Genomic DNA, 12124 nt, shown 5'->3' with positions numbered 1-12124 from the left:
GGATGCATGACGCTTGATGAAGAAAAGTTGGACCGCATCGCCCATGCCATGGAGGAATGCGGACGGTACGCCGTAGACCATCAGAAAGGAATCAATGTGACGGCAAAGGCGGATGGCAGCCCGGTCACGCCGTCCGACCTGTTCATCTCCCATACGATCCTGTCGTTGGTGCACCAGCTGTTTCCCCAGGCCAATGTGATCAGCGAGGAAGAAACGACACCATTTTCCGATGAAGTGCAATGCACGTTCATCCTCGACCCGATCGATGGGACGGAAATGTACCAGCAGGGATTCCCCTCCTGGGCCATCGCGTTGGGAATTCTTGACGAGAGGCGGGAACCAGTCGGCGCGATGATCTTCGCCCCTCGGTTCGGGCTCTCCGCCCCCGGCATGTTCCTCCGTCTTGATCCCGGAAAACCTTTGCTGTTGAACGGTTCTCCGTTCCAAGCAGCAAAAGGCAAGGATATCGTGAAGCAGATCGTCATCGGAAGCGGAGCCCTCAAGCATATTTCAGTCTCCGGCTTTCCCGGTAAAATCCGCTGTTTCGGCTCCTCCATCCTCCACTTCGCCTCTCCGGTGGTGTTCGGCGGCATCCAGGCGTGCGCCGAATTCCACGGCTACGTCTGGGATGTGGCGGCAAGCCACGCCGTCCTCCGCAGCCAAGGAATGGACATCGTCCATGCCGACGGCACTCCGCTGCGGTACGATGACGCGTTCCTGGTGGAACGCAAGCCGTATGCGCCTCCGGTCTTCGCGGGAACCAAACCGGCGACGGAATTCCTCCGTCACCGGCTCTTTGTCACCTGCTGAACGGGTCTTCCGGAATTTTACCTTCGTCGAACCACTTGCGCCCAAGATACATGAAGGGAGTGTCGCACACGGCGACGACCCATTTCAGCACGTAGGTGCTGATCATGATGGAGATCACCACATCCTTGGGATAGACGCCGACAAAGGCGATCAACGTGAAGATCACCGTGTCGATCGCCTGGCTGACCATGGTGGAGAAATTGTTCCGAATCCACAAGGTACGCTTGCCCGGTTTCCGTTTTTTCCAGAACTCGAACGCCCAGATGTCGTGGGTGTTGGAACAGAGATACGCGATCAGGGAGCCCAGTGCGATGCGGGGCATCAGCCCGAAGATCTGGGAGAGCGCCGCCTGTCCGATGTCCGAGGCGCTGGGCTGGAAAAACAGCGCCAGCTGCATCATCACCGTCATCGAGACCAACGCAAAGAACCCCACCCAGACGGCTTTCCCGCTCTGCTTGGGTCCATAGAACTCAGAAAGCAGATCGGTAGCCAGGAAACTTGTCGCGTACAGCACATTGCCCAGCGTCGCGTCCATGCCGAAGAGCATGACGTTCTTCGTCACCTGGATGTTGGCGACGATCACACTGATGGCGCACCAGACGTACAGTCCGTATTTGCCCCAGAGCCGAAACGCAAGCATGATCAGGGAGAAGTCCACGAGCAGCTGGACGATCCAAAGAAGGTTGTTTGTCATACAAAACCACCTGAACAAAGAAGCACCGGAGGAACCCTGGCGCCATCACGGCTGGGGTGCTGCACCACCCCATCGACCTCCATGGCCGCGCTATCCGTCTCCGGTTTTTTCCGACTATAGCAGAAATCACGCACCTTTTGCAAGAAAACTCTGCAACACCTCGAAGGCCCGCATCGAGTCCTCCCTGCGGATGACGAACGTCAGTTCGTTCATCGTCGAGATGATCTCAATGACGTTGATCTCCTCCCAGGCAAGACGGCGCACCGCCTCATACACGATGCCAGGCGTCTGCAGGAAATCCCCGGTGAACACCAGCGACAGGGCGACCAGGTCTTCCATCCGGTGAAGGATCTCCTCCCCCTCGGACAGGTGTTCCACAAGAGGACGGTATTTCTCCGAAACCGCCAGGGAAATCTCATGGCTTCCCAGGGAGATGTTCAGGAAATCCCCTTTTTCCGGGGATATCTGCGAGTAAAGCACCCCCAGTTTGGAGATGAAGCTGTCCCTCCTGACCAGGTTCAGGTCGAAGATGTTGGTCTTCATCACGATCTGGTACTCGACATTACCGGCATGCTGCTCCGTTTCCCGTCCCTTCAGATCCTCCGCGTACCTGCGGAGCGCCATGACGATGGCGGCGCTTTTCACCTTGGCGCCACAGAGCTTCTCCACCTCAGGCTGGATCGACTCGGCGTAATTGCTGTACGACAGAATGCCGCTGATCAGCATCTCGTGGATGAACGGTGACTTGTCCACGATCCGTTTGACATAACTGGAAACCGATTCCGCCATACGCCTCTCTTCCTCTTTCGGTGTTATCATACGCACAAAGACTGGGGAATTGCAACAGAATGAACAGTAGCACCCCTGAAAAACCAGGTATTCTGTTGCGATACGCACAATTGTACTTTCCTTCCATATCCCGTATACTTTGGATATGCGTTGCCCCCATTGTGGATCGATGAAAGACAAAGTGCTGGAATCCCGCACCAACCGCAGCGGAACTTCCATCCGCCGCAGACGTCAGTGCACGGACTGTGGCTTCCGCTTCACCAGTTACGAAAAGGTGGAGGACCGTACCTTGATGGTCATCAAACGGGACGGCCGCAGGGAACCGTTTGATGAAAAGAAACTGCAACGTTCCATCCGCGCCTGCACGGAGAAGCTGGTGGTCAGCGAAGAGCAGATCGTCAACCTCGCCCAGGACGTGGAGGACGCGCTGAACCTCAGGGCCAGCAACACCCGTGAGATCCAGAGTTCGGCCATCGGGGATGAGACGCTCCGGCAACTGAAGAACTTCAACAAGGTGGCCTATGTGCGGTTCGCCGCCGTCTACCGGGCGTACAATGACCTGGGGCAATTCATCCAGGAAATCGAGAATCTGGGCAAAGAGCTGAATTAGGAGGATGCCATGACGGTTGAGGAAGCGATCCACGGAAGAAGAATGATCCGGAAGTTCTTGCAGGAGCCTATTCCGAAAGAGACGTTGCTTCGTCTGGTGGACGCGGCGCGCCTTGCCCCCAGCGCGGCCAACCTGCAGCCGCTGCGCTACCGGATCGTCAATGATCCCAAGGAAGTGGGAGCGATGTTTCCGCTGGTCCATTGGGCGGCATACATCGCTCCGAACGGAAATCCCAAGGAAGGGGAACGCCCGGTGGCGTACATTGTCCTCTGCGCTGACACCACGGTGAAAAAGGAAGGGTACGACACCGACGCGGGAATGGCGGCGGAGAATCTGATCCTCCTCGCCGAAAGCATGGGCATCGGTGTGTGCGTCATGGGAGCCATCGACCGGAAAGCGATCCACGCGCTGTTGCATTTGGACGAACACATCGTCATCCACACCGTCCTGGCGCTGGGGAAGAAAGGAGAACACCCTGTTCTGGAAGAGATGACCGACTCGGTGAAGTATTACAAAGATGCGCAGGGAACGCTCCACGTTCCCAAACGGAAACTCACCGACATTTTGCTCTAACGGGCGTCAAACCACTTGCCCATCGCCGACTCCCCGATGTGGATCGGCTTGAGGATTTCGTCGGCGCAGTCCAAGCAGAAATTGTCGCTCATGCCGGCGACATAGTCGAACACCATCCGGGAGAGATTCCCGTCATGAGTCAGATAGGCGTCACGCATCTCCATACGATGGCGGTAGTAGCCTAATGCAAGCAGGTTTTGTTCCTGTCGGTAATACGCCTCGTTGTCGCCTCCTTCCCTGTCCAACCGCTCCAGATAGTCCACCACCAGACGGATCAGACGGGAGAAATAGGCGTCATACCCACGGAGCATGTCGGATTGGTAGATGTGCTGGTAGTTGAAATCCTTCATGGCGAGGACGGTAGGGAACAGCGCATCACTGAAACGGATCCCTGTCCCGTCACTGGAATCGATGATGTCATTGACCAGACTGTTGATGATCTCTCCATTGGTGGTTCCCAGCTTGTCCTTGACCAAGGCGGGAAGCGAGGACGCTTCGATCACTCCAAGACGGCAGGCGTCTTCGAAGTCCCGTCCCAGATAGGCGATGGAATCGGAAAAACGAACCACCACCGCTTCCCACGTGGCGGGTACCAAGCCCTTGCGGGAAGTGATGCGCGACAGATCCTTGACGGTGAAATCCGGAGCGAGGCTTTGGGTGAAATGTTCTCCGCAATGGCTGACAATACCATCTCTCACCGCATAGGTAAGGTTCAATCCTTTTCCTTTGTCAGCAAGGAAATCCACCATCCTAAGGCTGTTGACCTCGTGTTCAAACGGCGGAAATCCCCGCTCTTCCATCAACCGGGAAATGATCCGTTCCCCGGTGTGGCCGAACGGGGTGTGGCCAAGGTCATGCCCCATGCCGATGGCCCATGCCAGTTCGGTGTCCATTCCAAGCCCACGGCAGATGGTGCTTGCGATGGATGCCACATGGAGGCAGTGCTCCATCCGGGTGCAGATATGGTCGTTGCTCGGTGCGAAAAACACCTGCGTCTTGTGTTTCAGCCGACGGAACGGAGAGCTGTGGATGATCGCCGTGGTGTCACGATAGTAATCCCCCCGTATGTCGCTCGTCCGGAGCCGTTCACGCTTCTTCAATACGTCATCGCTCAATTGATTGCAAAACCGCATGAGCATATGGTAACATCTTGTTCTGTCATGGAACAATATCTGCTCCCGCTTTTTTGCCTGCTCTGCAACTTCGCCACGCTGGGCGCGTGCATCAGGTTCCTGTGTGCGAAGGGGGGGCAATATTGGATACTTCCCCTGCTGTTCACCTTGGCGATGGGGCTTAGCAATGGTATGTTGCTGTTTGGGTCCGCATCTCCATTCAGCACCTCGATTTTGGTCGATGCCCTCCTGTCCGTCCTGTGGTACGCCATCGTCATCACGTTCCACTACGCCTTGAAACGGGTGATCCGTGAGAACAACTACCAGGAACGCGTCAAAAAGGACCTCGCGGAGAGCCGCTGGCAGCTGAAAGTTGACGCCAGAGCAATGGAAGCCAAGGAAGAAAGCCTCAAGCTCCTTGCAAACGGCAAGCCACGTGCCTTTGACCGTGGCATCTATCCATCCGAGTGGACGGATTATTTCGACCAATTCTGAACCTGTTCCGGAGGAAGCATGCAGGATCTGTTTCTCTGCGGCCTGAAACACTCAGGCAAAACCCATATCGGCCGGTATCTCGCCGCCCAATGGGGTATCCGTTGGGTGGACGCGGATGATCTTACCCTCACTCTCATCCCCCAAGGCATGACGATCAGGGAGTACTATCAGCAGTACGGAAAGGACGCGTTCCAACAGAAGGAACGGGAAGCGATGCTCGCATTTCTGTCCCAGCCGCATCCGGCGACGGTGATCAGCATGGGCGGCGGCGCCGCGGACAACCCTGGACTTCTCGAGCTGTGCGGGCGTTTCGGCACCCTGGTGTATCTCTCCGTCCCTGAACCGGTGCTCCTCAAGCGGATCATCGGCGACGGAATCCCTCCGTTCCTCGATCCGGCAGACCCTGCGGGAAGTTTTCATCCGATCTTCCTCCGTCGTGATGGTGTCTATGGAAAGAGCTGCCAAATCGTGCTACACTTGCCCGATAGCCCTACGGTGCAGCAGACGGCGGCATGGTGCGCCCGTCAGCTGGAAGGATACGAAGATGGGACACAACAGTTTCGGACATGAATTCTCGTTCACCACGTTCGGGGAATCCCATGGGAAGGCGATCGGGGTGGTGATCGACGGCGTGCAGTCAGGGTTTCCCATTGACTGGGACGCCGTACAGGCGATGATGAACCGCAGGCGTCCGGGTGGCAACAGCCTGGGTACCAAACGGAACGAAAGCGATGCCGTCACGGTGCTTTCCGGCATCTACCAAGGCAAAACCACTGGAGCGCCCATCGCCCTGCTCATTCCCAACAACGACCAGCACAGTTCCGATTATGATGAACTGGCCCACCTGTACCGGCCGGGCCATGCCGATTACACCCTGATGCAGAAATGGGGCATCCGAGACAGCCGTGGCGGCGGCAGGTCTTCCGGCAGGGAGACGGCGGCCCGCGTGGCGGCGGGAGCCATCGCCACACAGATCCTCGCCTCATACGGCGTCACGCTCAAGGCCGGCACGGTGCAGATCGGATCAATCCGCGCCGGGAAACGGAACTGGGAGGAAGCGGACAACGAACTGACCTGTCCGGACAAGGAAGCCACGGTGAAGATGCTGGATCTGATCGAACAGGCACGGATGGATCTGGATTCCGTCGGGGGCGTGGTGGAATGCCACGCCACAGGTCTCCCCACCGGACTGGGAGAGCCGACGTTCGACAAGCTCCAGGCATTGTTGGCCCACGCCATGTTCTCCATCGGGGCGGTCAGAGGTTTTGAGATCGGAGAAGGATTCCATGCCGCCGAGATGCGAGGAAGCGAGGACAACGACCAGATGGAGCCCTCCGGCTTCCTATCCAACCATGCCGGAGGCATTCTGGGAGGCATCAGCAACGGACAGGAACTGGTTTTCCGTGTGGCGTTCAAGCCCACCTCCTCCATTTCCCGCCACCAAAAGACGGTGGATGAACAAGGGAATCCCGTTGATCTGGTGGTCAAAGGCCGGCATGATCCCTGCATCGTGCCCCGTGCCGTGGTGGTCGTCGAAGCGATGACCGCGGCGGTGCTGTTGGACGCGTGGTACATGGACAAGGCGCATCGCACATGAGCAAAGACACCCCGTTGATCGTCCAGAGTGACCGTACGTTGCTGCTGGATGTCCATCATCCCCAGGCGGAGGCATGCAGAACGGACCTGGTCCGTTTCGCCGCGCTGGTCAAAAGTCCGGAACATGTCCACACCTACCGTCTGGATGAGATTTCCCTGTGGAACGCCGTCTCTCTCGGTTGCCAGGTCTCCTGGATCGAGGAACGTCTGGACGTGTGGTCCCGCTACCCGGTACCGGAATCCGTCACGTTCTTCATCAACGACATGGCCGGCCGGTTCGGGCAGATCACCATGGAGGAGACGGATGATCCCTTGTACTATCGCCTTTCGGTGAAGGCCGGCAGGGTCTCCCAGGAGATCACCGCGTCCAAGAGTCTGTCCAAACTGCTCGTCCCGGAAGATGACTTCCATTTCCATCTGCAGAAATACGACCGGGGCGAAGTGAAGCTGCAATTGATCAAACTGGGATACCCGGTGGACGACCGGATCAAGCTGGAAGCGGGAATCCAGGTGCCGATGCAATTGAGAAAGACCTGCCAGATCAGCGGAAAACCGCTCGTCATCCGGGATTACCAACAGGAAGCCGCCCAAGCGCTTCTTGGTGATGGACAGGGAGGCAGCGGCTTCGGTGTGATCGTCCTCCCCTGTGGATCCGGCAAGACGGTCGTAGGCATGGAAATCATGGCACGCTTGTCCACCCGTACGTTGATCCTTACGACCAACGTGGCTGCCGTCCATCAGTGGATTGATGAGATCCATGACAAGATGGAAGTGCCGGAGGATGCCATTGGTGAATACACCGGCGAGAAGAAGGAAACAAAACCGATCACCGTCTGCACCTACCAGGTGCTGACCTATCGGCCGGACAAGGAAGGCCCCTACCCCCACATGGAACTGCTTACCAACGGCGGATGGGGTTTGGTCATCTATGACGAAGTGCACATGCTGCCCGCTCCGGTCTTCAAGGTGACGGCCGGGCTCCAAGCCGTCCACCGGGTCGGTCTGACGGCGACGCTGGTCCGTGAGGATGGCAGGGAGGACGAGGTGTTCTGTCTGGTCGGCCCCAAACGGTACGACCGTCCATGGGGTGAGTTGCAGGCAAAAGGATACATCGCCGAGGCGTTCTGCCACGAGATACGCATCGACCTTCCCCAAGAACTGGAAGTCCCGTACGCCGTGGCGGACAAACGGAAGAAGTACCGGATCGCCAGCGAGAATCCCCGTAAAATCGAAGTGGTCAGGGACCTGGTGGACGGAAACCCGGACGATTTCATTTTGATCATCGGGCAGTATCTGGACCAGTTGGAAGAAATCCGCAAGGCACTGGGGGTTCCGTTGATCACCGGTTCCACCCCGACGAAAGAAAGGGAGGAACGGTATCGTGATTTCAAGGAAGGAAAAATCCACACGCTGGTGGTGAGCAAAGTGGCCAATTTTGCCATTGACCTGCCGGACGCTTCCATGGCCATCCAGGTCTCCGGCACGTTCGGTTCCCGCAGCGAAGAAGCACAACGCCTGGGACGTATCCTCCGGCCAAAGGAGCGCACCAGCAGGTTCTACACGCTGGTCACCCGTTTCAGCTGTGAGGAGGAGTTTTCTGCGAACCGTCAGAAATTCCTCGCCGAACAAGGATATCGGTATGACATTTCCGTATGGGGCAGACGATGAGTGACCTGGCCCGGGAGCAGTTCGCCTCCCTGTTCAACGCGTATCCGGATGACGTGTACTTCCCCATCGTCCGCAATTATCTGGGTAACATCCGCACCCCGTTCTCCAAACGGGATCTTACCCGTTCGCTGACCGAATTTCTTGCCCGTCCCTCCGTCCAGCAGCACCTGACCGATCTGTTGGACGATGATGACCTCAAAGTGCTTACCGCCGTGAAGCTTTTCGGACCGGTCGGAGGCAAGGCGCTTGCCTGCTTGTTTCCCCAGATCAGCTATCCGGAGCGAATCCGCAGGCTCTCCTTGCTGGTGGCGCGTCTGTGGCTGGTCAAGCAGGGGGACGCGCTCTCTCTCAATCCGCTTCTGGAACCACTGGCAAAACCGTACCTCAACCTTTCCGTCCTGTTCGGTCCGCCGGAACCGGGAACAGAAGGTTTCACCGCCACACGGGATGTACTCAAAGGATATCTGTCCCTGGCATACGGAAGGAAGCGTCCGGTGGAGGACGCCGTCCTGAAGGAAGCGTTCCCCGCGTGTCCGGACACCCTCAGACAGACGTTTTTCGGACATTTGTCTGGAACCTTGGCGAAAGCGGGGCTCCTTGTCGACGGAGCCATCAACTTCGCCCACGTGGAAACGTTGTGTTCCCAAGACTCCCGTACGATGCTCGCCAGCCTGCTGTCCGTCGACAGTGGCGTTTCCCTTCACGCGATGCGACGACTCCTTGAGGTGCTCTCAACCCTTGGTTCACTCCGCGCCGACACGTTTCCGCTGGTGACGGCGTTGCTGACCGCGACCGGATCGGAACCATTTCCTGACCGTATGGAGGAAACCCTTTGCGCGTGGGGCGTGATCCAGGAATCGGATGGGATACTGCACATCGCGACCGCATCGGAAACGAAACGGTCCCCGCTGGTCATCGATAGTGACCGTACCATCGGTTACAGTGGCTCAACTCCCGTGAACGATATTCTTTGGCGGTTCGCCACATTGGTGAAACTGGATGTCCGTACCGTCTACCAGATATCCCAGGAGAGCTTTTTCCGCGCGTTGGACAGCGGTCTTCGTGGAGACATGGTCCGCAGCTATCTTGCGGACAATGGCGCGAAACCGGCTCTGTTGGATGAACTGTCCCTGGAAGAAGAACGGTATCGTGAAGCACAGCTGTTCCATGGCATCATTCTGAAAGCGGATGAACGGGTGTCCCGACTGGTCGAGCAGATTCCGGCGCTTTCCCAGGCGATCCTCCAACGACTCTCCGCGGGTGTGTTTCTGATGGATGGCGCGAGCTATCCCCTTTGGAGCAAAGCGTTGAAGGATGGGCTCGGCTTCCTTCCCGCACTGCAAGGCGAACCGTTCACCGCAGAGGAAGCGGCATCCCCTTCATCGGAGCAGGAACCGACGGAAGAAGGAGAACTGCCCGATATCCCCCGTACGCTCCCCCCCAAGACGGCGGTATTTGACGAAGCGCTTCGAACGGCCATCCAGAAACAAGGAATGGACAACGCCATACGCACCGCACTTACCCTTCGGTTCCAGGACAAACTGCTGGTGGATGTCTGCCAGACCCGTGACAATGTGGTCGATGACACGCCCCAAGCCGGAGGATTCGATTACCAAGGCAAAGTGGCGTTGCTCCGGCATGCGCTCTCCTTGAAGAACACCCTGCTCTTTTTACAGGTCGACCAGGAGGAACTGCTTGCCCAGCCGATGGCGCTCTCCAAATCCACCGACGGACAGATGCTTCTGAAGGTGAACGTCCTTCCCGCAGGACAAACCAGGATCATACCAGTGGGAAAGATCTTCCTGGTACGTATGGGGCGGATGTACATCAGCCTGTAATCGTCTGCTTTTTTTCGCTGGCACGTTTTCCCTCCGCCATGGAACATCGATGGAGGAGGATAGCCATGAAATCAACAAGTATTGGTATTTTGCTGTTGCTGCTTCTCATGCTGGGATGCAACGCCTGCAGTGACGCGCAGCCACAGACGGAGCAACCGGCCAACCAAGTGCAGGTGGAAGGCACATGGATCGCTTCGGAAGGTTCGTATCCCTTGGGACGGACGGGATTGGTGACGGACGCGATCGTCACGGAACGCGCACAGGACCTTTGGGACGTCAGACTGCGCATTGCAAGCGGATCGACGGCGTTGCTTCTGTCAATGAGACAGGATGATGACCGGTATACGATTGCTCCTCAGGAAGGCGAGGATGAAGGATACGCCATCCAGTTCGATACGGATCCAGAGACGATGGTGATCACCGTACCGCACAAAAGCGGATCGATGCGTTTCACCCCGGTCAGATGACCGGATGGAGATTGCCCGGGTAATGGTAGCCGGTGAACGCCTCAAACTGCAGTTTGCCTTGCTCAAACAGCATGAGCGCACCACTGACCGTCCGGCACCCGGCTTCCTTCGCCCGGCGGAGGAAGACCGTTTCCCGTGGTTTGTACACCAGATCGAACGCAATTTCCTTGCCACTGAACAGATACCCCTTCGCCGCGTCATCCTGGCTGTGGGGTTCCATGCCGACGCTGGTGGTCTGCACCACCAGATCCACGGTACCACTGTAGGCGCCCAGGTGATCCACGCTGTCAAAGGCGCTCATCGTTTCCATGGCAAGCGCCTGGGCATGCTCCACCGTCCGGTTGACGATCGTCACCTTGACGTCATGGTTGCGCAGCGCCCATACCACCGCCCTGCTCGCCCCTCCGGCTCCAATGACCAGCGCGCTTTTGATCGACCCGTCGGAAATCCAGGTCATAATCGGTTCCAGGAAGCCATAGTAATCGGTATTGATCCCCTTCCACATGTTCTGGATGTGGACGACGGTGTTGCAGGAACCGATCTGCTTCACCTCCCGGGTGATCCTCCCCAAGTAGGGAAGCACATTCCGCTTATGGGGGATGGTGACGGAAAAACCGTAGATGGGGAGCAGTTCCGCCAACTTGAAGAACGCGCGGACGCTGTCCACCTGGAACGGGACGTAAATGGCGTTGTAATGGATGGCGTGGAACCCTGGGTTATGGATCTCCGGGCTCTTCGTCTGCAGGACGGGATTGCCGATGACACCGTACACATGGGTCTGGTCGGTGACGGCGTCGGCCCGATACAGTTCCTTCATCTTTTGGGCTGAGAGTTGTCCCGGCGCCGCTTCGTTGTCCGAGCAGAACGAAAGCATCGAGCCGCACCGTTTGTACAGGATCCGTGTGCAGACACCCCACGGCCCCATCCCGATGATGATTTTCTCCTTGATTTCCCTGAGCTCGTCATGGATGCGGAAGATGGTGATCACATCCAGCATGGACTGCGGCGTGACGGCGACTTTGGGAATGTCCCCACGGGCGGCCATTTTGGAGATCCTTCCGAACAGATCGGCAGGAACCCCTTCAAAATCATGCAACGACCGGATGATGCGGATACCCCTCGCCTTCAGGCTGGCCTCCAAGTCGATCGTCCGGTCCTCCCGCTTGATCTTCAGATCCCGTTTCTTGACGTCCTCTTCGATATCCACGTAGGAGAACGGACCTTCGGAAACAGCAGCGAGGATGTCCATCCGCGCCTTGTCCGTCAAGGAGCATTTTCCGCCATCACTGGTGCGCCGGAAGGTGAGGATCACCGGCAGGCCGGCTTTCTTGGGAAAACCGGACGCATCCTTGATCTCTTCCGGCAGAAGGCAGTCAAGCCTCAGTTCGGCCAGCGATACATACCGCCTGTTGCGCTCAAGTACCTCAAGGTCTTTCGCGATGGTTGGTTCAGTCAACGTCAGACAAAGCATG

Annotated in this window: 13 protein-coding genes; 9 read left to right on the top strand and 4 right to left on the bottom strand. The window is 57.5% G+C overall.

Annotated features, from left to right (window positions below):
• The first annotated feature begins 6 nt into the window (after nucleotides 1-6).
• Entirely contained in the window at nucleotides 7-810 is an 804-nt protein-coding gene (locus LKE28_10590) for an inositol monophosphatase (GenBank protein ID MCH3908649.1), read from the top strand.
• Here LKE28_10590 and LKE28_10585 read toward each other — a convergent pair.
• Entirely contained in the window at nucleotides 800-1504 is a 705-nt protein-coding gene (locus LKE28_10585) for a queuosine precursor transporter (protein MCH3908648.1), read from the bottom strand. The two genes, LKE28_10590 and LKE28_10585, sit on opposite strands and share 11 nt — an antisense overlap.
• A 126-nt stretch (nucleotides 1505-1630) precedes the next feature.
• Nucleotides 1631-2293, bottom strand: a complete 663-nt coding sequence (locus LKE28_10580; GenBank protein MCH3908647.1) for a hypothetical protein — start codon at nucleotides 2291-2293, stop codon at nucleotides 1631-1633.
• Nucleotides 2294-2438: 145 nt separating this feature from the next.
• On the opposite strand from LKE28_10580, the gene nrdR reads away from it, so the two are divergent.
• Together nrdR and LKE28_10570 are read left to right on the top strand one after the other, a co-directional pair.
• Entirely contained in the window at nucleotides 2439-2903 is a 465-nt protein-coding gene (gene nrdR, locus LKE28_10575) for a transcriptional regulator NrdR (GenBank protein MCH3908646.1), read from the top strand.
• 9 nt (nucleotides 2904-2912) lie between these two features.
• Entirely contained in the window at nucleotides 2913-3476 is a 564-nt protein-coding gene (locus tag LKE28_10570; GenBank protein MCH3908645.1) for a nitroreductase family protein, read from the top strand.
• Here the strand turns inward: LKE28_10570 and LKE28_10565 are convergent.
• Complete coding sequence (locus LKE28_10565) at nucleotides 3473-4609, bottom strand: HD domain-containing protein (protein ID MCH3908644.1); 1137 nt, start codon at nucleotides 4607-4609, stop codon at nucleotides 3473-3475. The two genes, LKE28_10570 and LKE28_10565, sit on opposite strands and share 4 nt — an antisense overlap.
• A gap of 27 nt (nucleotides 4610-4636) precedes the next feature.
• Between LKE28_10565 and LKE28_10560 the strand changes: the two genes are divergently transcribed.
• The 6 genes from LKE28_10560 to LKE28_10535 all read left to right on the top strand — a co-directional run bounded on the left by LKE28_10560 (nucleotide 4637) and on the right by LKE28_10535 (nucleotide 10652).
• Nucleotides 4637-5083, top strand: a complete 447-nt coding sequence (locus LKE28_10560) for a hypothetical protein (GenBank protein MCH3908643.1) — start codon at nucleotides 4637-4639, stop codon at nucleotides 5081-5083.
• An 18-nt stretch (nucleotides 5084-5101) separates the two neighbouring features.
• Complete coding sequence (locus tag LKE28_10555) at nucleotides 5102-5653, top strand: hypothetical protein (GenBank protein ID MCH3908642.1); 552 nt, start codon at nucleotides 5102-5104, stop codon at nucleotides 5651-5653.
• On the top strand, nucleotides 5628-6680 hold the full coding sequence (aroC, locus tag LKE28_10550) for a chorismate synthase (GenBank protein MCH3908641.1): 1053 nt from the start codon (nucleotides 5628-5630) through the stop codon (nucleotides 6678-6680). Before LKE28_10555 ends, aroC begins: the two co-directional genes overlap by 26 nt.
• On the top strand, nucleotides 6677-8347 hold the full coding sequence (locus LKE28_10545) for a DEAD/DEAH box helicase (GenBank protein ID MCH3908640.1): 1671 nt from the start codon (nucleotides 6677-6679) through the stop codon (nucleotides 8345-8347). Before aroC ends, LKE28_10545 begins: the two co-directional genes overlap by 4 nt.
• Entirely contained in the window at nucleotides 8332-10185 is a 1854-nt protein-coding gene (locus LKE28_10540; protein MCH3908639.1) for a hypothetical protein, read from the top strand. Before LKE28_10545 ends, LKE28_10540 begins: the two co-directional genes overlap by 16 nt.
• A 65-nt stretch (nucleotides 10186-10250) precedes the next feature.
• Complete coding sequence (locus LKE28_10535; GenBank protein ID MCH3908638.1) at nucleotides 10251-10652, top strand: hypothetical protein; 402 nt, start codon at nucleotides 10251-10253, stop codon at nucleotides 10650-10652.
• On the opposite strand, the gene aroE is transcribed toward LKE28_10535, so the two are convergent.
• Complete coding sequence (gene aroE / locus LKE28_10530) at nucleotides 10645-12123, bottom strand: shikimate dehydrogenase (protein ID MCH3908637.1); 1479 nt, start codon at nucleotides 12121-12123, stop codon at nucleotides 10645-10647. The two genes, LKE28_10535 and aroE, sit on opposite strands and share 8 nt — an antisense overlap.
• Between the last annotated feature and the right edge of the window lies 1 nt (nucleotide 12124).

It is taken from the genome of Sphaerochaeta sp., from assembly GCA_022482495.1.
GTDB lineage: Bacteria > Spirochaetota > Spirochaetia > Sphaerochaetales > Sphaerochaetaceae > RUG023.
This window is presented reverse-complemented; position numbering and strand designations above follow the sequence as displayed.

Bases quoted from the DNA above. Each gene is read 5' to 3' on its own strand.
- LKE28_10590 (MCH3908649.1), top strand. From the start codon at position 7: ATGACGCTTGATGAAGAAAAGTTGGACCGCATCGCCCATGCCATGGAG.
- LKE28_10585 (MCH3908648.1), bottom strand. From the start codon at position 1,504: ATGACAAACAACCTTCTTTGGATCGTCCAGCTGCTCGTGGACTTCTCC.
- LKE28_10580 (MCH3908647.1), bottom strand. From the start codon at position 2,293: ATGGCGGAATCGGTTTCCAGTTATGTCAAACGGATCGTGGACAAGTCA.
- nrdR (MCH3908646.1), top strand. From the start codon at position 2,439: ATGCGTTGCCCCCATTGTGGATCGATGAAAGACAAAGTGCTGGAATCC.
- LKE28_10570 (MCH3908645.1), top strand. From the start codon at position 2,913: ATGACGGTTGAGGAAGCGATCCACGGAAGAAGAATGATCCGGAAGTTC.
- LKE28_10565 (MCH3908644.1), bottom strand. From the start codon at position 4,609: ATGCGGTTTTGCAATCAATTGAGCGATGACGTATTGAAGAAGCGTGAA.
- LKE28_10560 (MCH3908643.1), top strand. From the start codon at position 4,637: ATGGAACAATATCTGCTCCCGCTTTTTTGCCTGCTCTGCAACTTCGCC.
- LKE28_10555 (MCH3908642.1), top strand. From the start codon at position 5,102: ATGCAGGATCTGTTTCTCTGCGGCCTGAAACACTCAGGCAAAACCCAT.
- aroC (MCH3908641.1), top strand. From the start codon at position 5,628: ATGGGACACAACAGTTTCGGACATGAATTCTCGTTCACCACGTTCGGG.
- LKE28_10545 (MCH3908640.1), top strand. From the start codon at position 6,677: ATGAGCAAAGACACCCCGTTGATCGTCCAGAGTGACCGTACGTTGCTG.
- LKE28_10540 (MCH3908639.1), top strand. From the start codon at position 8,332: ATGGGGCAGACGATGAGTGACCTGGCCCGGGAGCAGTTCGCCTCCCTG.
- LKE28_10535 (MCH3908638.1), top strand. From the start codon at position 10,251: ATGAAATCAACAAGTATTGGTATTTTGCTGTTGCTGCTTCTCATGCTG.
- aroE (MCH3908637.1), bottom strand. From the start codon at position 12,123: ATGCTTTGTCTGACGTTGACTGAACCAACCATCGCGAAAGACCTTGAG.